The organism is Aureimonas altamirensis (assembly GCF_001463885.1).
Lineage (GTDB): Bacteria > Pseudomonadota > Alphaproteobacteria > Rhizobiales > Rhizobiaceae > Aureimonas > Aureimonas altamirensis.
On record NZ_BBWQ01000018.1, the window covers coordinates 202555 to 224883 of the forward strand.

Sequence of the window (22329 nt, forward strand, 5' to 3'; positions counted from 1 at the left end):
CATGATTGCCAATCTTCGCAGCGCCGCGACGCTTGTCGCGCTGTTCACCCTGATGCTCGGACTTGTCTACCCCCTCGCCATGACGGGCTTTGCCGGCGCGGTCTTTCCGCAGCAGGCGGCCGGCAGCCTGGTGGAGCGCGACGGGCGTATCGTCGGCTCCGCCCTTGTCGGGCAAGCCTTCAGCGGCCCGGGCTACCTGCATCCGAGGCCGTCGGCGGCCGCCGGCGGCTACGACGCCTCGGCCTCCGGCGGCAGCAATCTCGGTCCTGCCAGCGCGCGCCTGCAGGAAAGGCTCGGCGCCGACAGCGCGGCACTGCAGGCTCAGTACGGGGTATCGACCATCCCGGCCGATGCCGCGACGACTTCGGCAAGCGGGCTCGACCCGCATGTATCGCCGCAATACGCGCGCCTGCAGGCGGCGCGCATCGCCGAGGCCCGGGGCATGGAGCGCACAGACGTGCTACGGCTGATCGACCGCGCGCAGGAGGGCCGCACCCTCGGCTTTCTGGGAGAGCCGCGCGTGAACGTGCTATCGGTCAATCTGGCTTTGGACGAAATGGCGGCAGGCCGCGATGGTGGATGATGACGGGCCCAGGGTATCGGCCGACGCGTTGTTGGCCGATGCCGAGCGCGAGGGGCGCGGCCGGTTGCGCATCTTTCTCGGCGCCGCACCCGGCGTCGGCAAGACCTATGCGATGCTGCAGGCCGCACGCGCCGCCGTGGCTGCCGGGCGCGATGTCGCCATCGGTGTGGTCGAGACGCATGGCAGGCCCGAGACCGAGGCTCTGCTGGCGGGGCTGGAGATCATCCCGCGCAAGGGCATCGCCTATCGCGGGCGGCTGATACCCGAATTCGACCTGGATGCCGCCCTGAAGCGCCGGCCGCAACTGTTGCTGGTTGACGAGTATGCGCACTCCAACGTGCCGGGCAGCCGCCATCCGAAGCGGTGGCGCGATGTGCAGGACTGCCTGAAGGCGGGCATCGACGTCTGGACGACGATGAATGTCCAGCACGTCGAAAGCCTGAACGATGTGGTTCAGCGCATTACCGGGGTTCGCGTGCGGGAGACGGTGCCCGACAGCCGCATAGAGGCGGTGGACGAGATCGTGCTGGTTGATCTTCCCTCGGACGAGCTGATCCGGCGGCTGGGCGAGGGCAAGGTCTATGTGGAAGATACGGCAACCCGCGCCAAGCAGAGCTTCTTCCGGCCGAACAATCTGACGGCGCTGCGCGAACTGGCGTTGCGGCAGGTTGCCTCGCGCGTCGACAGCGACCTGATCGAGCGTATGCAGGGAAGCGCCATCGAGGGGCCCTGGCCGGCCGGTGAGCGCCTGCTGGTGGCGATCGGCGGCGATGTCGCGGCCGAGGGGCTGGTGCGCGAGGCAAAGCGGCTTGCCGATCTTCTCGGGGCACACTGGTTTGCCGTCACCATCGACAGGCCCGGCCACCAATGGAGCGACGAGCAGCGCCGCTGCATAGACGGAGCCATGAAGCTGGCGGCAGACCTTGGGGCCCAGACGGTCAACCTTGTCGGCACCGATCTTCCCGGCACGATCCTGAAATTCGCGCGGGTGCAGAACGTTACCCAGATCGTCGTCGGCAAGGCGCGCCGGCCCGGCATTGCCGCGTTGTTGCCGCGGGCAACCCTGGCGCAAGCGCTCGTCGGGCGGGCCGAGGGCATTGCCGTCCACGTGTTGACGAGCGCGCCGACAGCCTCCGTACCCCGCCGCCTCGTTCGACCAGATCTTGGACCTTCGGGAGGCTATCTCGTCGCCGCGGCCTGCGTGCTGCTGGCAACGCTGGCAGGCGTCGGCGTCGGCCATGTCGTGGATTTGCCGAACCTGTCGATGCTGTATCTTCTGGCCGTCGTCATTCCGGCCATCCGCCACGGTGTCCTTCCGGCGATCTTCGCCTCGTTGCTGTCGTTCCTGGCCTACAATCTCGTCTTTATCCAGCCGACCGGAACGCTGACGATCGCGCGCCCGCACGAGTTTCTGGCGCTGGCGATCTTCCTGATCATCGCCGTCAGCATGGCGACGCTGGCCGGCCGCCTGCGCGAGCAGAACCGCTCTGCCGTGCGGCGCACGCGGGCCGCGCGGCGGCTGTACCAGGTTACGCGGCGGCTTTCCGCGCTGCCCGACCCGGAATCGGTGGGTGAGGCCGCCGTCTACGAGGTTCATGCGGCGCTGGAGCGTACAACCATCCTGCTTGGGCCGGACGATGATGGCGGCATTTCCATTGTCGCCGCCTGGCCGCCGGAAGACAGGTTGGACATGCCGTCCAGAATGGCCGCTTTATGGGCCTTCGAGCATGATGAACCGGCGGGATCTGGCACCGAGACCTTGCCCGGATGCAACTGGCTCTTCCATCCGCTCAATGCCGATGGCCGGCGTGTCGGCGTTCTCGGCATCGAACACGACCCTGCGACAGCGCCTTTGGATGGGGAGGGGCAGATCCTGCTGCAGACGCTGGGCGAGCAGGTAGCCGCCGCCCTGCACCGGGCGCGGCTGTCGACCGAGATCCGCGATGCGAAGGCCGAGGCCGAGACGGAGCGTATCCGCAATACGCTGCTGGCCTCGATCAGCCATGATTTCCGCACTCCGCTATCGTCGATCCTTGGATCGGCGACCAGCCTTCTGGACTACGGAAGCCATATGGATGCCGCCACGCAGGCGGACCTTCTTGGCCAGATCCGGGACGAGGCCGGCCATCTGGATGGCATGGTGCGCAACCTCCTTGCGATCACGCGGCTGGAGGCAGGCTCGCTCGATCTTCGCCGGGACTGGGTGGATATCGCCGATATCCTCAACCGGGCGGTTGCCGCCGCGCGCAGGCGCGGCGCTGTGCAGACCATGCTGGTCTGCGTGCCGCCCGGCCTGCCACTGGCCTACGCAGACCAGAGCCTGCTCGAGCAGGCGGTGGGCAATGTCCTTGGCAACGCGTTACGCCATGCCGGTGAAACTGCGCACATCGTGCTGCAGGCGACGCATGAGGGGCGCGATATCATCATGACCGTTGCCGACGACGGGCCCGGAATCGCGCCGGACATGGCCGAGCGCATCTTCGATAAATTCGTCAGCGGTGGCGCCACGCGTACAGCCGACGGCAGCGAGAGCGCGGGGTTGGGCCTTGCCATCGCACGCGGCGTGATGCAGGCCCATGGCGGCAGCGCGACGTTGGAGCCGACAGGCACGGGCGCGCGCTTTGCGCTGCGCATGCCCATCGACGAAAGGGTGCATACGCCATGAGCCGCGTCCGGATTCTGCTGGTGGACGACGAACCGGCCATCCATCGATTTCTGCAGCCGACGCTGACGGCTGCCGGCTACGACGTCGTTGCCGCCACCACCGGGCGCCAGGCTGTCCTTCTGGCGGCAACGCAGCACCCCGACCTGGTCATCCTGGACCTGGGTTTGCCCGACATGGACGGAAAGGCCGTCATCGGACAGCTCCGCGGCTGGACGGCCCTGCCCATCGTCATCCTGTCCGCGCGCGACCGGGAAGCCGAGAAGATCGAGGCACTGGACCTCGGCGCCGACGATTTCGTCAACAAGCCGTTCGGGATCGGCGAACTCATGGCGCGTATCCGGACGGCGCTGCGTCATACCGCGACGCGTCCGGAGGAAGCGCCGCTCCTGCAGCTCGACGATCTCGTGATCGATCTGCCGCGCCACCGCGTGACCAACGCGGGAACGGAGGTAAAGCTTACCCCGCGGGAATTTGCGTTGCTGGCCTATCTGGTGCGCCATGCGGGCAAGGTGCTGACCCACAGGCAGATATTGAAGCATGTCTGGGGTGTCGCGCATGAAAGCGACGTGCAGTATCTGCGCGTCTATATCGGCCAGTTGCGGGCCAAGCTGGAGGCCGATCCGGCAAGCCCATCCATCATCATGACGGAGCCGGGCGTCGGCTACAGGGTGGCCGAGCCGAAGCCCGGCCACGCATGAGACGGCGGTCAGGCGGTAGCGCGGCTGACGTGCAGTGGCGCACCGCGATTGGCGAACATCGCCACCAGCACGACGGCAAGCCAGGCGGCCGCCAGCACCCACCAGATACCGCCGCTGATGAGGGCCATGCCGATCAGGCCTGCCTGCAGCGTGTAATAGGCCATCGGGATCAACGTCATGCGGATGATGTCGCCCTCCCGGTCGGTCAGGCCCACCACGGCGCTGGCTGCGACCACATTGTGCACGCAGATCATGTTGCCGGCCGCGCCGCCCACCGCCTGCAGCGTGACGACCGCGATGGTGCCAAGGCCGGTCAGGCCGATCTGCTCCGCCGCCGAGAACTGGAACAGCGAGAACATCATGTTGGACACGGTGTTGGAGCCGGCGATGAAGGCGCCCATCGCGCCGATCAGCGGTGCGAAGAGCGGCCAGAGAGAGCCGGTGACGGTGGCGATGGTTTCCGCCAGCACCAGCGGCATGGACTCAAGGTCGCCGCGCCCGGTGCTCAGGAACACCTGCACCATCGGAACGGCGATCAGCAGCGCCGGGGCTGCCGCCACCATGGTGCGCGCCGAATTGCTCCACGCCCGGCCATACGCCTTGCCGCTCATGCCGAAGATAAAGAAGGCGATAAGCGACGTCAGGATCATGATCGATCCCGGCGAATATAGAAGCTGAGCGCTGGCTTCGATGCCCGAGCCGAAGATGTCGGTGAGGGACAGGGTTGCCGCCGCCGATGTCAGAGCCTCTTTCAGCGGGGCGATGGTGCGCGTGGCAACCAGCAGCGCGGCGATGACAACATAGGGCGACCATGCCCGCAACAGGCCGATCTGAGTGCCCTCGCCACTTTTGGCGGTTCCCAGCTCGGACGATGTCATGGAGCCGAACCAGCTTTCGTTCCACCCTGTGCGCTTGGGAAACTCGAAGGTGGTCTTCGGCAGCAGGAAGCCGCGCCGGGCAGCGGGGATGACGATCAGAAGGCCAAGAAGGCCACCCAGGAGCGACGGGAATTCCGGCCCCAGCAGCAGTGCGACAAGATAGTAGGGCACCGCGAAGGCAAAGCCGCCGAACAGGGCGAAGGGCCAGATGGCGAAACCTTCGCGGAAGGACCGGTTTTCGCCGAAGAAGCGCGTCATCATGCCCACCATGATCAGCGGGATGATGAACCCGACCAGCGCATGGACCAGCGCCACATTGGCCGCCACCTGCACGATGTATTCCGGCAGGCCCATGGGGGCGATGCTGGCCGCGACGCCTTCGTTGTTGGCCAGCCCCGTATGAACGCCAACCAGCATCGGGGTGCCGACCGCACCGAAGGATACCGGCGTCGACTGGATGATGAGCGTGACCAGAACCGCCGCCATCGCGGGGAAGCCGATGGCCACCAGCAGGGGCGCTGCCACGGCGGCCGGCGTTCCGAAGCCGGAGGCGCCTTCGATCATGGAGCCGAACAGCCAGGCGATGATGACCGCCTGAACGCGCCTGTCGGGCGATAGATCGGTAAAGCCCTGCCGGATCGCGCGGACCGCGCCGCTTTCCTGCACGGTCTGCAGCACGAGGATGGCGCCGAAGATGATGAACAGCAGTGTCAGCGCGGTGACGAGGCCGTTCACGGTTGCGCCGCCGACGACGGAAAAGTCGAGCCCCCATACCGCAACCGCCAGAACGACGGTCACCAGATATGCCACCAGCATCGACAGCTTTGCCGAGCGCCGCATGATGACAAGCAGAACGAGAACGATGGCGATCGGCAGAAGCGCCATGATGAATAACGCGGATTGCGGCAACAGAATCCCCTCCCAGGACTGAAATGCACAGCAATCCTTGCAGATTCCGATTACCGATCCGAACTTTCCCGGCTCACATTTACTTGAGGATGCCGTGTTTGGGGCGTGATCCGATCTTCCAGCGGAAGATCTTGACGCTCCAGTACACCGCGCAGCGCGTCTTCGCCGTCCAGCCCGTCGATGCTGCCGCCGGACATGTAGGCTGCCCGGCCCAGCAGATGCCCGGCCACCGGGACGGTCAGAAGCAGAAACGCGATGATGAACAGGCCGATGAGCGTCGGGCCGACGCTCTGCAATGAACACATGGTGCCGAGGACGGTGAAGATGGCGCCGACCGTGCCGGCCTTCGTAGCCGCGTGCATGCGCTGGAACGGATCGCGGAAGCGGATCAGGCCCACCGCAGCACCGAAGATGAAGACGACCCCGACGAGCTTGAAGATGACGGCGGCGAGCAGCAGCGTGGTTTCCATCAGCGTCTCCGCTCCAGGAAGGCGGCAAAGGCGCATGTGGCCACGAAGGAGATCAGCGCGACGCCCACGGCGACGTCGAGAAACTCGCGCCGGCCTGAAAGGCTGGCGGTCAGGGCGGCGACCGCTATGGCGATGCCCGTCAGCATGTCGACGGCGATGAACCGGTCGGCAAAGCCGGGTCCACGCGCCATGCGCCAGAACGTCATTGCCAGGGGTACGACGAGGGCGGCGATCAGGACGCCATCCACGATGTCGAGGATCTGGTCGAGCTGTTCGATCATGGCTCCATTTTCCGTATCCGGTCCTCGAAGGTCGAGACGATCGAACTGACGACGCTTTCCGGATCGGGCGCGTCGAGAGCGTGGACGTAGAGCCATTTGCGATCGTCGCTGACATGCAGCGAGCAGGTGCCCGGGGTCAGGGTAACCATGTTGGCGAGCGTGGCGATGCCGAGGTCCGTTTTGAGCGTGACGGGAACCGCCACGATGGCCGAGCGCGTTTGCGGAACGCGGGCAAAAGCGGCGCGCGCCACCGCATAGGACGAGGTGATCAACTCGCGGCAGAACACGACGGAAAGAACCATGCCGGCACCGGCGCGGGAGATCATGGAATTTGCCATCAGCCGAGCCTCATTCCCAAGACCGTCTCGATATAGGGCGTCGGATCCGCGAGCTGTTGCCCGGCAGCCTGCGCATAGGCAACGAAGGGCTGGGCGAACAGGCCGATGACGACGGTAAGACCGGCCAGAAGGGCGATCGCGGCATAGAATGCCGGCGGGATCGTCCGCCTGCGCCTGTGCCATTGCGGCGCCGGTTTCCAGAACCCCTCCGCCCAAATCTTGCTCATGGAATAGAGGGTCAGCAAACCGACGAAGAGCGCCAGCCCAGCCAGCCACCAGGCGCCGGCATCGAGGCTGGCGTCGATGACCATGAACTTCGCCCAGAAGCCGGACAGAGGCGGGATGCCACCCAGCGACAGCGCCGGTATCAAAAACAGGACGGCCAGAGCGGGATGGCTTTTCAGAAGGCCGCCACCCTTGCGCAGGTCGAAACTGCCGGAGCCGCGATGGATCGCCCCGGCTAGCAGGAACAGATTGGCCTTAACGATGATGTGGTGGACGATGTAGAAGATGCCGCCGGCAAGGGCTGCGGGGGTGGCCAGCGCCAGCCCCAGCAGCATGTAGCCGATCTGGCTGACGATGTGGAACGCCAGGATGCGCCGCACATCCCATTGCACCGCCGCGCCGAACACGCCGAACAGCATGGTGCCGGCTGCGATGAACGCCATGACGGGTGCAAGGCCGGACGTTTCCATGGGCAGGACCAGCGTGAAGACGCGGAAGCAGGCATAGACGCCGACCTTGGTGAGCAGGCCGGCGAAGATGGCCGCCACCGTGACGGACGCCGTATGGTAGGAGGCCGGCAGCCAGAAGAAGAGCGGGAAATAGCCCGCCTTGATGCCGAAGCCGCAGAACAGGAGAACGCCGACGATGACGAGCGTCAGCGACGGCTCCTGCTCCCGCAGGCGCAGGGCGATGTCGGCCATGTTGAGCGATCCGGCGACACCGTAGAGCATTCCGACGGCCAGTAGGAACAGCAGCGTCGAGAAGAGGTTCAGGACCGCGTATTTGAAGACCCCGTCCAGTTGGGCCCGTGTGCGGCCGATGGCGAGAAGGCCCATCGCCGTGATGAGCATGATCTCGAACCAGACATAGAGGTTGAAGATATCCCCTGTCAGGAACGCACCGTTGACCCCTGCCAGCATGCCGTGAAACAGCGGATGGAAGCCGGCGCGCTCTTCCCGACGGCGGATGTCGGCCGCGCCGAAGATCATCGTGGCCAGAGCCATCAGCCCGGTGATGGCCGCCATGGCCGCCGCAAGCCGGTCGGCCACGAAGGTGATGCCGAAGGGGGCCGCCCAGGCGCCGAACTGCACGGCGACGACACCCTCGGCATCGACGCGCGCAAGGAGATACAGCCCGGCAGCGAAGGTCAGCAGCGTGCCGGCGCACGACACGGCCTTCTGGGTTTTCCGGAAGTTCCAGAACAGGGCCGCAAGCCCGGCCGTGGCGATGGGTGCCAGAACCGGCCAGAGGACGGCATTTGCCATCAGCCAGCCGCTCACGCCCGGTCGTCCTTGTCGGTGAAGGGATTGCCGAGGCGTTCGGCATCGGCGAGGTCGTCCGTATCGAGCGTCGCGTTGGATCGGAACAACTGCAGCGCCAGCGCCGAGGCGAAGGCCGTGAGGGCAAATCCGATGACGATCGCCGTCAGGATCAGCGCCTGCGGCAGCGGATTGGCCGTATCCAGGCCCAGCTCGGCGATATCGGCCGGAATGACGGGCGGCAGGGCGCTGGCGATGCGTCCGCTGTACAGGATCGCCAGGTTGATCGCCGCCGACAGGATGGCGACACCGATGATGATGCGGATGACGTGGCGCGACAGGAGCATGTAGACACCGCAGCCTGCCAGCGCGGAGATGGCCAGCGCGAAGGTGAGGTTCATGCGTCCGTTTCCTCGTAGAAGCGCAGCACCATGGCCATGACGCCGCCGATGACGACCAGATAGACGCCGATATCGAAGATCAGCGCCGTACCGGTGTGGAAGCTGCCGATATGCAGCCACCAATGCGTCAGGAAGGATCGGTCGGTGACGAGGCCCGGCAATCCGCTGGCGACCGCCATGACGAGGCCGCAGCCGGCAAGGGCAATAGGGTGGAAATGCAGCGCGTGGCGCGCCGCCGCCGCGCCGTTGGCCAGCGCCAGCACGGCAAAGCCGCAAGCCGCGACAAGCCCGCCGACGAAGCCGCCACCAGGAAAGTTGTGTCCGCGATAGAGAATGAACAGCGAGACGCCGAACATAACGGCGAAAAGGATGCGCGACAGCGCCGACAGGATGAGCGAGTTCATGTGGGGCGCTTTCCGCTGCGTGTAGCGCGGACGCGCAGCATGCCCCATACGCCGATGGCGGCGAAGCCGATGACGGCGATTTCGCCCATCGTATCCAGCGCCCGGAAGTCGACCAGGATCACATTGACGACGTTGCGGCCATAGGCTTCCACATAGGAGGTCCGCCCGTAGAACTCCGACAGGGTCGTGTCCAGCGGTGCGCCCGTCATGGCGACGAGGCCGGTAAAGACGAGGCCGGCGAAAGCGATGGACAGGACCGCATCCAGGCGGCGCTCGGCGATGGTACGTGAGGCGGCGGTGCGGGCGGGCATGCGAAGCAGAAGCGCCGTCAGGATCAGCACCACCAGCACCTCGACCGAGAACTGGGTGAGGGCAAGGTCCGGCGCGCCGTTCATCAGGAAGATCAGCGCCGAGCCGAAGCCGATCATCCCCATGGACACGACGGATGCCATCAGCGAACGCACCTTGGCGGCGACGATGCCGCCTGCCACCATCAGCACCAGCACGGCCGCCGGGGCGAGGCGGAACCCATCCAGGGACAGGTCCAGTTGCAGGGCGGGGGCTTTGAGGGCAATTGCCCCGGCGGCGACGGCCAGAACTGTGCTTATGACGGTTGCGGTATAGCGATGCTGGTCGCCATTCTGCAGGAAGCGCGTGCAGGCGCCGGCCAAGGCCAGCGTACCATTGAAAACCCTATTGTAGCCGGCATCGCCCAGAAGCGTCGCCAATAGGTGGCTTCGGCCGATCGTGCGCAGCGCCAACGGCCAGGCGAAAAACAGGACCGCTCCCAGCCCCACCACGGCAAGGCTGAGCATCAGCATCGGGGTGAAGCCGTGCCAGACATACAGGGGGAAATCGACCGGCGCGCCTGTAATGGCGGTTGCCGCCGCATTCGTCAGCGGCATGGCGATGCCCGGAAACAGGCCCAACAGGACGCCGCCGAGCCCCAGGACCAGCGGTCCTGCGACAAGGCCGGGCGACTCCGCGTGATGGATCTTCGACGGCGCGCCCGATCCCATGAAAAACGGGCGCAGGGCAGCCGTCATGCCGATCATGACGAAGGCGGCATTGCCCACAACCACGGCCGCCAGAAGCATGGCGCTGGCGCCATCGTCCAGCATCGCCTCGAAAATGGTTTCCTTGGCGATGAAAGCGAAGAGTGGCGGCAGGCCGGCCATCGCGAGAGCCGCGAGCACGCAGGCGGTTGCCGTCAGCGGCAGGCCCTTGCCAAGCCGGTGCATGGCCAGAACATCGGGCTGGTGCGTGGCGTGGATGGCCGTGCCGGCACAGAAGAAGAGCGCCGCCTTGTACAGGGCATGGGCAATGATAAACGTCACCACCGCGACGCTGGCGGCTTCGCCCCCGAGGCCTATAAGCAGAACCAGCAAGCCGAGCGAGCCGACGGTGGATTGCGCCAGAATCGCCTTGAAGCCGCCCTGCATCAGCGCGCGCAGGCCGGCGATGAGCAGGGTCAGCCCGCCGAAGGCGACGAGCAGCGGTCCGAAGGCCGGCATGGACGACAGGGGCGCATCCAGCCGCGCCAGCAGATAGACCCCCAGCTTCACCATTGTGGCCGAATGCAGGAAGGCAGAGGCCGGCGTGGGCGCCGCCATGGCGTTGGGCAGCCAGAAGTGGAAGGGAAACTGTGCCGACTTGGTGAACGCGCCGATCAGCACCAGCGCCAGGATGGCCGGGGCCAGTGGCGAGGCGGCCAGCTCCGGCCCCCGCACGGCAATCTCCGACAAAGACCAAGTGTCGAGTTCCAGCCCGATCAGGAGGATACCGCCGAAAAGCGCAAGCCCGCCGCCGGCTGTGACGATGAGCGATTGCAGCGCCGCCTTGCGCGCATCCTTCTTGCTCGAGTCGAAGCCGATGATGAAGTAGGAGAAAAGGCTCGTCAGCTCCCAGAACACATAGAGGCCGATGAGATTATCGGACCATACGGTGCCCAGCATCGCCCCCATGAACATGAGTATCAGCGCGATGAAACCGGCGCGGCGTGGGGCCGGCGCATCGGCGAAATAGGCGTTGGCATAGAGAACGACGAGCGTACCGATACCGGTGACGAGCAGCGTGAACAGCAGGGAGAAACCGTCCAGCCGGAACGCCAGATCGACATTCAGCGCCGGCACCCAGGCAATGGTCTGGGTAACTTCGAAATCACTGCCGATGCCGGGCAGGTAGGCGCCGTACCAGACGAACAGCGCAAACGGGACGAGTGCCGCCACCGCACCGAGCCGTGCGGACACGAGACGAAGCAGCCAGAAACTTGCGCCTGAAACAACGAACAGCAGGAATAAGCTAATGGCCACGCCGGTCAGTACATCCCGTTCCCGATAGGACGGGACGTACCGTTTCGATCAACCGTGCGTCAACGGACTCACGAAGAATCTACAGCTTTGTCGGCTCGTGGATGGGGCAGCGATTGTATTTCTGGCGGAATTCCGACGAATGCAGATACGCAAGGCGCCTGGCGCGGTTGATGTTGCCGAGGGGCCGGTGCGCGGACAGACCGGTCCACACGCTGAAGCGCATTCCGGCATCCACCGACGCCACCTTGTCATCCGACCAGCTGTCCTGCGGGCCGGCCTCTATGCGCGCAACGGTGACGAAGGGAGCCTCGTCCTCGGTCCACGCCTTGGTCGAATCCTCGACCGGCTGCTTGTCGAGATCGCGGCAAAGTTGCACCCGAAACTCCCAGACCGGCGCGCGGGTCTTCATTTCCGCTTGCACGGTCTCCCGGATGGCGTCGGGCCGTCCGTCCGTATCGACGATATTGCCCTTCAACTCCAGCAGGTCGTCGGAAACCGGCGCCAGGCTGAACTTGGCGATGTAGTCGCCATACCTGAACGGCGTGACGCTGTAGTAGGTCTCGCCGAGTGGATCGACATTCGGTGCCCCGCCCAAAGAGTTGATCGCCGAGCTCTCGACGCCAAGGGTTTTCAAGGCTGCGCTGACGCCGCGCAATATCGTGGACACGGCCTTTTTCGTGCCGTCCAGCCTGTCGGTGGTCAGCGCCAGCCCTTTCAGGCTGCGCAGGAACTGGTTTGCGGTCTTGGCCTGGAAGACCTTGCCGTTGACCATGACGAAATCCTGCGTCTCGCCCTCGGCACCGGCCAGACGCTCGCCCTTCACACCCACGACCTTCATCGCCAGACCGCGCGGCAGGGAGATGGCGTCGTCCAGTATGTCACCGGCATTGGTGGAAAGGCGCAGGATGACGGGATAGGTTCCGGATGTCGCGAACAGGCCTTGCGCAAGCTCCGGCGGCAGGCCGTCCAGCACCGTCATGCGCCCTTCGATGATGCCATGGGCCTTGGCATGCACCGCACGGACGGCGCGTCCATAGTCGGTCGCCGTGGTTTCCAGAACATGATCGAATGTCTTGTTGATGGATGCGACCGTCTCGTCCTCTCCCTCGAGAATGTCCTCGACATCGTCCCGGTATGCGACGGGTGGAGAAAGGGTCATGGATGCCTCCTGTTTGACACGGTTCTAAAACAGGCGATCCCGCGCATTCGTTCCTCGATCGAGGCCGAACCACTGGTGTCAATCACGTGTAGAATCACGATAGTGTCAGGGGAGGGTCGATGCGGAGGGGCGCTACCGATGATTGATGATTCCGGCGACAGGCGGCCGCTGGCCTCACGGCAGACGGCATGGGCCGGCTCGCTTGCCAGGCTGCTTCTGAAAACACCGGTCACGCCGAATACGATTTCCGTGGCGGGGATGGGTTTTGCCCTGATCGGCGGTTTCGCCCTGTCGCTTGCGCCGCTGCATGCCTGGCTGTTTCTGCTGGCCGTCCTGATGATCCAGCTTCGCCTTCTCTGCAATCTGATGGACGGCATGGTTGCGGTGGAGGGCGGGCGGCATTCTCCGTCCGGGGCCCTCTACAACGAGGCGCCGGACAGGCTGGAGGATGCCGCATTCCTGATCGGCTGCGGCTATGCGGCGCTGATGCCGGAGCTTGGCTACCTGGCGGCGCTGGGCGCGGTCGGTACGGCCTATATCCGGGCCTTCGGCGCCTCGCTCGGTTTCGGGCAGGATTATCGCGGCCCGATGGCCAAGCAGCATCGCATGGCCGCGCTGACGGTGGGATGCGTTGTCGGCTTCTTCGAGATCAGCTTCGCAGGCACCCTCTACGCCATCCAGATCGCACTGGTGGTGATCCTGTTCGGCACGGCCGTCACCTGCATCCGGCGGCTGCACCGGATATCGGCGATGCTGCACGGGCAGCCGCGATGATCGGAGCGCTCGTCGTCGGACTGGCGCGCTTTCTGGTGGGCGGGCGGCCGGAATGGGTGGGCTCCCTGCCATCGGGCCGCTCGCGCATCTATTTCGCCAATCATGGCAGCCATCTGGATACGGTGCTTCTGTGGGCTGCGATCCCGGAACATTACCGGCCGCGCACCCATCCCGTCGCGGCGGCGGATTACTGGGGGCGCAATCGCCTCACGCGCTTTATCTCGCTCGGCGTTCTCGGCTCGGTGCTGGTGGACAGGCGTGGGGGCGCGGACGTTCTGGCTCCGCTGGAAGCGGAACTTGCCAAAGGCCACTCCCTCATTCTCTTTCCAGAGGGGACGCGCGGCGCGGAGCGCCTGCCCGGACCGTTCAAGAGCGGCCTCTACCGGCTGGCGCAGGCCTATCCGCAAGCGGAACTGATACCCGTCTATCTGGAAAACCTATCCCGCGCCTTTCCGCGCGGGGCGTTCCTGCCGGTCCCCATCTCGTGCCGGGTCCGGTTCGGCGCGCCGCTGGAGCGGATCGAAAACGAAGACAAGGACACGTTCCTCGAACGTGCACGCGGCGCCGTCGTGGCGCTGGCGGAGGACAGGTGATGGACAGGACGCTTCTCTGGCTGCTTCTCGGCCTCGTCATCCTTCTGGCGGTGGCAACGGTGGTCGGGCAGATGCTGGCGCAGCGGGCCAGCGGGGCCAGCGCCATCGCAACGATGGACAATCTCAACAAGCGCATCCGCGCCTGGTGGTTGATGGTCGCCGTGCTGGCCATCGCGTTCTTCTTCGGCAAGGCGGTCACGCTGGTCCTGTTCGCGCTGACGTCCTTCTACTGCCTGCGCGAGTTCATATCGCTGACGCCGACGCGGCCGGCCGATCATGCGGCGCTGGCGGCGGCCTTCTACGTGTTCCTGCCGCTACAATACATCCTGATCGGGATCGACTGGCAGACGCTCTTTTCCATCGCCATCCCCGTCTATGCCTTTCTGGCCCTCCCGGCACTGGCCGTTCTGCGGCACGAAACGGACGGTTTCCTGGAACGCAGCGCCAAGGTGCAATGGGCCCTGATGCTGACCGTCTATTGCATCAGCCATGCGCCGGCGCTGCTGCTGCTGAAGATACCGGGGTTCGAAGGGCGCAACGTGCTTCTGCTGTTCTTCCTGATCTTCGTGGTCCAGGCGAGCGACGTGCTGCAATATGTGTTCGGCAAATTGTTCGGCCGCCACCCGATTGCGCCGGTCGTCAGCCCCAACAAGACCTGGGAAGGCTTCGTCGGTGGCGGCGCCACGGCTACGCTTCTAGGCGCATGCCTGTGGTGGGCAACGCCGTTTACGCCGCTGCAGGCAGCCGGGCTGGCCTTGGCCATCGTATTGGCGGGCTTCTGCGGCGGGCTGGTGCTGTCGGCCGTCAAGCGGTCCATGGGCGCCAAGGACTGGGGCACGATGATCTCGGGCCATGGCGGGGCGCTGGACCGGATGGACTCCGTAACCTACGCCGCGCCATTGTTTTTCCACCTCGTCAACTTCTACTTCGTGCCGTAAGGCCGCCTCGACGGGCGGCTTTTGGGCAGTCCGTCGAAGATTTCTCAATCCCAGCTCAGCGCGCCGCCATTCTGGTATTCGATGACGCGGGTCTCGAAGAAGTTCTTCTCCTTGCCGAGGTCCATGGCCTCGCTCATCCAGGGGAACGGGTTTTCGGTCGGTGCGAACACCGCCTCCAGGCCCAATTGCGCGCAGCGCCGATTGGCGATGAAGCGCATGTAGCTTTCGCACTGGCCAGAGTTCAGCCCCAGCATGCCGCGCGGCATCGTATCGCGGCCGTAGGCGGCTTCCAGTTCGGCGCCGCCGCGGATCATCCCGCGCACTTCCTCCTGGAAGGCGTCCGTCCAGAGATGCGGGTTCTCCACCTTGATCTGGTTGATGACGTCGACACCGAAATTCAGGTGCAGGCTCTCGTCGCGCAGGATGTATTGATACTGCTCGGCGATGCCCACCATCTTGCCGCGCCGCCCCAGCGACAGGATCTGCGCGAAGCCGGTATAGAACCACATCCCCTCGAAGACGACGTAGAAGGCCACCAGATCGCGCAGGAGCGCGCGGTCGGTCTCCTCGGTGCCGGTGCGGAAGGCCGGGTCCTCAAGGCTCTGCGTATAGGCCAGCGCCCACGCCGCCTTGTCGGTGATGGAGGGCACCTCGCGGTACATGTTGAACAACTCGCCCTCGTTGAGGCCAAGGCTTTCGACAATATACTGGAAGGTATGGGTGTGGATCGCCTCCTCGAAGGATTGCCGCAGCAGATACTGCCGGCATTCCGGATTGGTCAGGTGGCGGTAGATGGCCAGGACGATGTTGTTGGCGACCAGCGACTCGGATGCCGCGAAGAATCCGAGGTTGCGCTTGATCATCCGCCGCTCGTCGTCGGTCAGCCCGTCGGCCGACTTCCAAAGCGCGATGTCCGCCTGCATGGACACTTCCGTCGGCATCCAGTGGTTGTTGCAGGCCGCCAGATACTTCTCCCAGGCCCACCGGTATTTCATCGGCAGGAGCTGGTTGACGTCGGCGCGGGCGTTGATCATCCGCTTTTCGTCGACGGCGACGCGGCCACCCGTGCGGTCGATCTGGCCGAGGCCGGTGGCGGACTCGGCCGTAGCGGAGTCCGTTCGTTCGATAAAGTCGAGCATTAGATTTTTATCCCAAGTGTCTGGCAGAAAGACGTTATTGGCAGGCTTCGCAGTCCGGGTCGTCGATGGCGCAGGCCATCGGCGCAGACACGGCAACCGCATTCAGCTTTCCGTCGCTGCGTGTCAGCGTCGACTTCTCCACATGGCTGGCCGAGCGCGTGCGCAGGTAATAGGTCGTCTTGAGGCCCGACTTCCAGGCGGAGCGGTAGAGGGAATCCAGCGCCTTGCCCGACGGGTTTGCCAGATAGAGGTTCAGCGACTGCGCCTGATCCAGCCATTTCTGGCGGCACGCCGCGGCCTCCACGAGCCACCGGCTTTCGATTTCGAAGGCCGTGGCATACAGGTGCCGAAGGTCGTCGGGCACGCGATCGATGGGCCCGAGCGAGCCGTCGTAATATTTCAGATCCGAGATCATCACGTCGTCCCACAGGCCGCGCGCCTTCAGGTCGCGGACGAGATAGGGGTTCACCACCGTGAAATCGCCCGACATGTTCGCCTTGACGAACAGGTTCTGGTAGGTCGGCTCGATCGACTGCGAGACGCCGCAGATGTTGGAAATCGTGGCCGTGGGCGCGATGGCCATGCAGTTGGAGTTCCGCATGCCCTGGGTGCGAACCTTCTGGCGCAGGGCATCCCAGTCCAGCCGCGCCGAACTGTCGAAAGTGGCGTCGCGCGCCTCGCCAAGAAGGGGCAGGGAGTCGATCGGCAGGATGCCCTGCGACCAGAGCGAGCCCTCATAGCTTTCGTAGCGCCCGCGCTCGGCGGACAGGTCGCTGGAGGCGGCGATGGCGTGCCAGGAGATCAACTCCATGCTTTCGTCGGCAAACCGCACCGCGGCTTTGCTGGCATAGGGAATGCGCAGCGCCTGCAACGCATCCTGGAAACCCATGAGGCCAAGGCCCACCGGGCGGTGCCGCAGGTTCGAGCGGCGTGCTTCCGGAATGGTGTAGAAGTTGATGTCGATCACATTGTCCAGCATCCGCATGGCGGTGCGCACGGTGTCGGCGACAAGGTCCGCGTCGAGCCCGTTATCGGACAGGTGCGCGACGAGGTTGACCGACCCGAGATTGCAGACCGCCACTTCGTCGGCGGACGTGTTCAAAGTGATTTCCGTGCACAGATTGGACGAATGGATGGTCCCGGCATGGCGTTGCGGCGAGCGGATGTTGCACGCATCCTTGAAGGTGATCCACGGATGCCCCGTCTCGAACAGCATGGTCAGCATGCGCCGCCACAATTCGACGGCGCGCACCTTGCGATGGACGCGCAGGCGCCCGCTTGCCGCATCGTTCTCAGCGGCCTCATACGCCGCCTTGAACTCCGCGCCGTACAGATCGTGGAGGTGGGGCACCTCATCCGGAGAGAAGAGGGTCCATTCCGCATCGGCCTCGACCCGTTCCATGAACAGATCGGGCACCCAGTTGGCGGTATTCATGTCGTGCGTGCGGCGGCGGTCATCGCCGGTGTTCTTGCGCAGATCGAGGAACTCTTCGATGTCGACATGCCAGGTTTCAAGGTAGGCGCAAACCGCCCCCTTGCGCTTGCCGCCCTGGTTGACGGCGATGGCGGTGTCGTTGGCCACCTTCAGGAAGGGCACAACGCCCTGGCTTTTTCCGTTGGTGCCGCGAATATGCGCGCCAAGGCCCCGCACCGGCGTCCAGTCGTTGCCGAGACCGCCGGAATATTTCGCCAGAAGGGCGTTATCGCGCACCGCCTTGAAGATATGGCTGAGATCGTCGCCGATGGTGGTGAGGAAGCACGACGACAATTGCGGGCGCGGCGTGCCCGCATTGAACAGCGTCGGCGTCGACGCCATGAAGCGGAAACTGGACAGAAGCTCGTAGAACTCGATGGCGCGGGCTTCCCTGTCGGTTTCGCGCACGGCAAGGCCCATGGCCACCCGCATGAAGAATGCCTGCGGCAGCTCGAAGCGCGTGCCGTCGCTGTGCAGAAGATACCGGTCGTACAGCGTCTGCAGACCCAGAAACTGAAACTGCCTGTCGCGCTCCGGCTTCAGCGCCACGCCGAGAACGGCAATGTCGAAGCGCGCTAGCTCGGGGTCGATCAACTGTTCCTCGACACCGCGGGCAAGGTAGCGCGGGAAGTAGTCCGCATAGGCGGCCTGCATGTCGGCGGCGGTGGCGTTTGTCCGCGCGCCGTTGACGAAGCTGAGCGCCTCGGCCCGAAGCTTGTCCATCAACAGGCGGGCACTGGCGAAGGCATAGTCCGGATCGGTCTCGACCAGCGCCCGCGCCGCCAGGATCGGGGCGTCGGACAGCTCCTCACGCGAGATGCCGTCATAGAGGTTGCGCCGGGTTTCGCTGACGATCCGCGCCGCATCCGCACCCGGCAGGCCTTCGACCGCCTCGGCCACGACGGCCGACAGGCGGTCCATGTCGAGCGGCGTGGCGCCGCCATCCGGCTCGCGCACCATGATCGCCGGTGCGGCAGGCGCAGCCTGCGTTTCCTGTCGGGCCCTGGCGCGCTCTTCCCGGTACAGGACATAGGCTCGGGCCACCTTGTGATGGCCGCCGCGCATCAGCGCCAGCTCGACCTGGTCCTGCACGTCCTCGATGTGGATGACATGGTCGCGGCCGGCGCGGCGCTGCACCGCCGAGGCAACCTGGTCCGTCAGCTCGTCGACGGTGTCGTGAACGCGCGACGAACCGGCGGCCTCGCGGCCCTCGACGGCCAGGAACGCCTTGGTGACGGCGACGCTGATCTTGCCGGCATCGAAGACGTCGCTCTGGCCGTTGCGCTTGACGACGCGCAGGGGACTGGCCTGAACCTCTGAGCCCGGTCGGACTGTCGGGAATTCTGCGGAAAGTGACATCGGCTGTTCCTGTCGAAGAGTATGGACAGGCCAGGCGGACACGTGCTGCATACCGGCGCCGCAAGACGCCGGGCAAGCCACACGATCCGCCGGGACACCCCGCCCAGGGAAAGGTTCGTCGACACGGCAGGTCTCCTGGCTTACGGGTCGTCGCCCGGCACCCGGCCTTCCCGGAGCGAGGCTCCAGTGGCGCGTTTGGGTGCGGACTACCCGCCTACAGTTGCGGGGGCAGCTTCGGATTGACCACCTGCGTGGAGAACCGAATTCCCTCTTAGCTTCCATATCTTGTGTCTGTGGAAGACCGTGACCACAACAGATTGTTTTATGCGGCAGTCATTGTCAATCCACCTCGGTGGGTTTTCCACCGTGCCGACGCCGCCGGGCAAATTCCTGATTGTGGTTCACCCCGTGCTGCGGCATTGAGTGCATCGTTGCAACAATGACTTGGTTCCGATGGCGATCACCCAGAAGCAGTTCTATGCCCGCACATTCGCCTTCCTGGCTGCCGCGCTGCTTCTGCTACTGACGATCGTCGGCGGTTCGCTCTACCTGACGCGGCTGACCCAGCAGAATTTCGACAAGGTGGTCATGACGCGCTCGGTGCGCAGCGCGGCGGCCGACCTTCTGTCCCGCATCATCGATGCCGAAACGGGGCAGCGCGGCTATCTCCTGACGCGGGACCAGCGCTACCTGGAGCCCTATCGCGAGCAGGTCGGGGCCATCGCGCCGAGGCTCGAGCAGTTGCAGGTGGCAATGGACCAGATGATGGGCGGTCGCGTGGACCTGTCGGAGCTGAGCCAGCGTGTCACGGCCAAGACGGCGGAACTCGATTCGACGGTTTCGCTTGCGCTCGACGGCCAGTACGACGCGGCCGTCGCGGAGGTGGCCGGCGGCGCGGGCCTTGCGCTCATGGACGAGATTCGCAGCCAGCTCGGCACGATTCTCGATCAGACGGAAGCGCAGTTGCGGGCCGGCATCGAGCGGCAGGAAAGCATCGGGTCCACCTTGCGCCACGTGACGGTGGTCGGCGCACTCGCCATCGTCCTGATGGCGGCCGCCGCCGCCTGGACCATCCTGCGCTATACGCGGGAAGTCGCCGAAGCCCGCGCCGAAATCGAGTCCGCCAATGCAGCTCTGGAAGCCCGGGTCGAGGAGCGCACGACCGACCTTATCAAGGCGAACGAGGAGATCCAGCGCTTCGCCTACATCGTGACGCACGATCTGCGCGCACCGCTTGTGAACATCATGGGTTTCACGAGCGAGCTCGAGGCGACGTTTGCGCCGGTGCGCGACTACATGGCCAGCCTGCCACCCGGCGAGGATACGCTGCGCCGCCAGGCCGAAGAGGCGATCGAACAGGAAGTACCGGAGGCCATATCCTTCATCCGCTCGTCGACCCGCAAGATGGACGGCCTCATCAACGCCATCCTGAAGATATCGCGGGAAGGGCGGCGCAGCCTGAAGCCCGAAAGGGTGGATCTGCGTGCCCTGGTGGAAACGGCGACCAATGCCGTGCACCATCAAAGTGCCGAGAATGACGGCGAGATCGAAACCGACGTCAAGGCGAAGTCCATCGTCACCGACCGTCTTTCGCTTGATCAGATCCTTGGAAACCTGCTTGATAACGCAATCAAGTATCGCGAGCCGTCGCGCCCTCTGCGGATATCCGTCCGTACACGGAACGATTCCTACGGCCGCGTCGTGATCGAGGTCGAGGACAACGGAAGGGGCATTTCGCCGGCTGACAATGAACGGGTGTTCGAGCTCTTCCGACGGTCGGGAAAACAGGATACTGCGGGTGAGGGGATCGGGCTGGCGCATGTGCGGACGCTGGCGCGCAACCTGGGCGGGGACATCGGCCTCAAATCTGAACTCGGCACGGGCTCGACCTTCACGCTCGTCCTGCCGGCCAATCTTTCAAACGTGAAGCGGAGCATGGAATCGTGAGCAGGACCGCAAAGCCTGTCCAGATCGTCATGATCGAGGACGACGAGGGCCACGCCCGGCTGATCGAGAAGAACATCCGGCGTGCCGGCGTCAACAACGAGATCCTGCCGTTCGGCAATGGCACGGATGCGCTGTCGTTTCTGTTCGGCGCAGACGGCTCGGGCGAGGACAGCGCCGGACGGCACCTTTTGATCCTTCTGGACCTGAACCTGCCGGACATGGGCGGGGTGGACATCCTCGAGAAGGTGAAGGCCAACCCGCATACCAAGCTTTCGCCCGTCATCGTGCTGACGACGACCGACGACAGCCGGGAGATCCAGCGCTGCTACGATCTCGGCGCCAATGTCTACATTACCAAGCCGGTGGATTACGAAGGCTTCGCCAACGCCATCCGGCAGCTCGGCCTGTTCTTCTCGGTGATGCAGGTGCCGGAAACGGAATGACGATGGCTGCGGGCGGGAGCCAGCCGGGCGAGGCCGGTGTCACAGTTCTGTACATCGACGACGATGTCGTGGCCGGCCGTCTTGCCCAGCGGATGCTGAGCCGCCATGGCATATCCGTGGTGCATGCTGCCGACGCCGCCACCGGCCTGCAACTGCTGAACGATCGCGACTTTTCCGCCGTCATCCTGGATCACGACCTCGGCTCGGGGTCCGGGCTGGATATTCTGAGCGACATGAGCGCCATGGAGAACGCGCCTCCGGCGGTTTACGTGACGGCATCGACGGAGCTGTCCATCGCCGTCGACGCGCTGAAGGCGGGCGCGGTGGATTACGTCGTCAAGACGGTCGGGTCGGAGTTCGAGCTGCTCTTGGCCAACGCCATTCGAGCCTCGGTGGAAAAGGCGACGTTGAGGCGCGCCAAGGAGAGGGCCGAGCAGGAAGTGCGCGAGGCCCGCGACCGCGCCGTGGCCATGCTGGCCGAGGTGAACCACCGGGTCGCCAACAGCCTTGCGCTTGTCGGATCTCTCGTTCGCATGCAGACCAACGGCACCGAGGACCCGGCCATACGCGAGGCACTGACCGAGGTGCAGGCGCGCATCACCGCGATCGCCAATCTGCACCGCAGCCTCTACACGTCCGAAGATGTCCGCAGCGTGGATTTGAAGACCTATCTCGGCCGGCTGGTGGGCGAGCTTACCCTGTCCACGGCCGACGAGCAGCACAAGATGCCGATCCGCTTCGAGGCCGATCCGGTGACCGTCTCACCGGACAAGGCCGTGTCGATCGGCGTCATCGCGACTGAACTGATGACGAACGCGATCAAATACGCTTATCCTGACAAGAAGGGCGATATCCGCGTAAGACTGACGAAGACGGCCGAGGGGATGGCCGAACTGTCGGTCGAGGATGACGGGATCGGCTGGCGTGGCGAAGGGCAGATCCAGGGCACGGGCCTCGGCGCACGGATCATCGTGGCGCTGACGCGCAGCCTGGATAGCAAGCTCGTCTACGCCGAAACCGGCGTCGGCACGCGCGCGGTCGTCGCCTTCGATACGATGCCGGGCCAACCGAAAGGCTGAC

General features: G+C 65.0%; 20 protein-coding genes and 1 riboswitch. Of the genes, 9 read left to right on the forward strand and 11 right to left on the reverse strand.

What is annotated here, in order from left to right; all coding sequences use genetic code 11:
- Nucleotide 1 precedes the first annotated feature (1 nt).
- The 3 genes from kdpC to AUL31_RS13785 are packed head-to-tail and all read left to right on the forward strand — an operon-like array spanning nt 2 to nt 3946.
- Nucleotides 2-583 carry a potassium-transporting ATPase subunit KdpC gene (gene kdpC, locus AUL31_RS13775; RefSeq protein ID WP_060607582.1) on the forward strand — a complete coding sequence of 194 codons (582 nt, stop codon included), beginning with the start codon at nt 2-4 and terminating at the stop codon, nt 581-583.
- Nucleotides 573-3248: a sensor histidine kinase gene (locus AUL31_RS13780; protein ID WP_060607587.1), complete on the forward strand. Its 2676-nt coding sequence runs from the start codon at nt 573-575 to the stop codon at nt 3246-3248. Before kdpC ends, AUL31_RS13780 begins: the two co-directional genes overlap by 11 nt.
- Nucleotides 3245-3946: a response regulator gene (locus tag AUL31_RS13785; protein WP_060607590.1), complete on the forward strand. Its 702-nt coding sequence runs from the start codon at nt 3245-3247 to the stop codon at nt 3944-3946. The genes AUL31_RS13780 and AUL31_RS13785 overlap by 4 nt, the downstream gene beginning before the upstream one ends.
- Nucleotides 3947-3954: 8 nt before the next feature.
- On the opposite strand, the gene AUL31_RS13790 is transcribed toward AUL31_RS13785, so the two are convergent.
- From AUL31_RS13790 to AUL31_RS13830, 9 genes are all read right to left on the reverse strand, one after another.
- Nucleotides 3955-5709: an L-lactate permease gene (locus AUL31_RS13790; protein ID WP_060607594.1), complete on the reverse strand. Its 1755-nt coding sequence runs from the start codon at nt 5707-5709 to the stop codon at nt 3955-3957.
- A 74-nt stretch (nt 5710-5783) separates the two neighbouring features.
- A complete protein-coding gene (mnhG, locus tag AUL31_RS13795) occupies nt 5784-6203 on the reverse strand; it encodes a monovalent cation/H(+) antiporter subunit G (protein WP_060607597.1) in 420 nt (139 codons plus the stop codon).
- Nucleotides 6203-6484, reverse strand: coding sequence for a monovalent cation/H+ antiporter complex subunit F (locus tag AUL31_RS13800; RefSeq protein WP_060607599.1), 282 nt, complete (start codon nt 6482-6484; stop codon nt 6203-6205). Before AUL31_RS13800 ends, mnhG begins: the two co-directional genes overlap by 1 nt.
- Nucleotides 6481-6822 carry a Na+/H+ antiporter subunit E gene (locus tag AUL31_RS13805; RefSeq protein ID WP_060607600.1) on the reverse strand — a complete coding sequence of 114 codons (342 nt, stop codon included), beginning with the start codon at nt 6820-6822 and terminating at the stop codon, nt 6481-6483. Before AUL31_RS13805 ends, AUL31_RS13800 begins: the two co-directional genes overlap by 4 nt.
- On the reverse strand, nt 6822-8327 hold the full coding sequence (locus tag AUL31_RS13810; protein ID WP_060607601.1) for a Na+/H+ antiporter subunit D: 1506 nt from the start codon (nt 8325-8327) through the stop codon (nt 6822-6824). Before AUL31_RS13810 ends, AUL31_RS13805 begins: the two co-directional genes overlap by 1 nt.
- Nucleotides 8324-8707, reverse strand: a complete 384-nt coding sequence (locus AUL31_RS13815) for a sodium:proton antiporter (RefSeq protein WP_060607604.1) — start codon at nt 8705-8707, stop codon at nt 8324-8326. Before AUL31_RS13815 ends, AUL31_RS13810 begins: the two co-directional genes overlap by 4 nt.
- Nucleotides 8704-9111 (reverse strand): MnhB domain-containing protein, encoded by a 408-nt coding sequence (locus AUL31_RS13820; RefSeq protein ID WP_060607607.1) that lies wholly within the window; start codon nt 9109-9111, stop codon nt 8704-8706. Before AUL31_RS13820 ends, AUL31_RS13815 begins: the two co-directional genes overlap by 4 nt.
- The gene (gene mbhE, locus AUL31_RS13825) at nt 9108-11423 is read right to left on the reverse strand and encodes a hydrogen gas-evolving membrane-bound hydrogenase subunit E (protein ID WP_073469273.1); all 2316 of its coding nucleotides are present in this window, start codon (nt 11421-11423) and stop codon (nt 9108-9110) included. Before mbhE ends, AUL31_RS13820 begins: the two co-directional genes overlap by 4 nt.
- A gap of 79 nt (nt 11424-11502) precedes the next feature.
- Nucleotides 11503-12582 (reverse strand): catalase family protein, encoded by a 1080-nt coding sequence (locus AUL31_RS13830; protein ID WP_060607610.1) that lies wholly within the window; start codon nt 12580-12582, stop codon nt 11503-11505.
- Between the two features lie 138 nt (nt 12583-12720).
- On the opposite strand from AUL31_RS13830, the gene AUL31_RS13835 reads away from it, so the two are divergent.
- The 3 genes from AUL31_RS13835 to AUL31_RS13845 are packed head-to-tail and all read left to right on the forward strand — an operon-like array spanning nt 12721 to nt 14887.
- The gene (locus AUL31_RS13835) at nt 12721-13356 is read left to right on the forward strand and encodes a CDP-alcohol phosphatidyltransferase family protein (RefSeq protein WP_060607613.1); all 636 of its coding nucleotides are present in this window, start codon (nt 12721-12723) and stop codon (nt 13354-13356) included.
- Complete coding sequence (locus tag AUL31_RS13840) at nt 13353-13949, forward strand: lysophospholipid acyltransferase family protein (protein ID WP_060607615.1); 597 nt, start codon at nt 13353-13355, stop codon at nt 13947-13949. The genes AUL31_RS13835 and AUL31_RS13840 overlap by 4 nt, the downstream gene beginning before the upstream one ends.
- Nucleotides 13949-14887 carry a phosphatidate cytidylyltransferase gene (locus AUL31_RS13845; RefSeq protein ID WP_060607618.1) on the forward strand — a complete coding sequence of 313 codons (939 nt, stop codon included), beginning with the start codon at nt 13949-13951 and terminating at the stop codon, nt 14885-14887. Before AUL31_RS13840 ends, AUL31_RS13845 begins: the two co-directional genes overlap by 1 nt.
- 44 nt (nt 14888-14931) lie before the next feature.
- Here the strand turns inward: AUL31_RS13845 and AUL31_RS13850 are convergent, their stop codons facing one another.
- Together AUL31_RS13850 and AUL31_RS13855 are read right to left on the reverse strand one after the other, a co-directional pair.
- The gene (locus AUL31_RS13850; RefSeq protein WP_060607619.1) at nt 14932-16026 is read right to left on the reverse strand and encodes a ribonucleotide-diphosphate reductase subunit beta; all 1095 of its coding nucleotides are present in this window, start codon (nt 16024-16026) and stop codon (nt 14932-14934) included.
- A 34-nt stretch (nt 16027-16060) separates the two neighbouring features.
- Complete coding sequence (locus AUL31_RS13855; RefSeq protein ID WP_082646947.1) at nt 16061-18859, reverse strand: ribonucleoside-diphosphate reductase subunit alpha; 2799 nt, start codon at nt 18857-18859, stop codon at nt 16061-16063.
- A 108-nt stretch (nt 18860-18967) separates the two neighbouring features.
- Nucleotides 18968-19180, reverse strand: a riboswitch (cobalamin riboswitch).
- A 132-nt stretch (nt 19181-19312) separates the two neighbouring features.
- On the opposite strand from AUL31_RS13855, the gene AUL31_RS13860 reads away from it, so the two are divergent.
- The 3 genes from AUL31_RS13860 to AUL31_RS13870 are packed head-to-tail and all read left to right on the forward strand — an operon-like array spanning nt 19313 to nt 22328.
- The gene (locus AUL31_RS13860) at nt 19313-20806 is read left to right on the forward strand and encodes a sensor histidine kinase (protein WP_060607626.1); all 1494 of its coding nucleotides are present in this window, start codon (nt 19313-19315) and stop codon (nt 20804-20806) included.
- Nucleotides 20807-20835: 29 nt separating this feature from the next.
- On the forward strand, nt 20836-21249 hold the full coding sequence (locus tag AUL31_RS13865) for a response regulator (RefSeq protein ID WP_060607634.1): 414 nt from the start codon (nt 20836-20838) through the stop codon (nt 21247-21249).
- Nucleotides 21246-22328: a sensor histidine kinase gene (locus AUL31_RS13870; protein WP_306302615.1), complete on the forward strand. Its 1083-nt coding sequence runs from the start codon at nt 21246-21248 to the stop codon at nt 22326-22328. The genes AUL31_RS13865 and AUL31_RS13870 overlap by 4 nt, the downstream gene beginning before the upstream one ends.
- The last annotated feature ends 1 nt before the right edge of the window (nt 22329 follow it).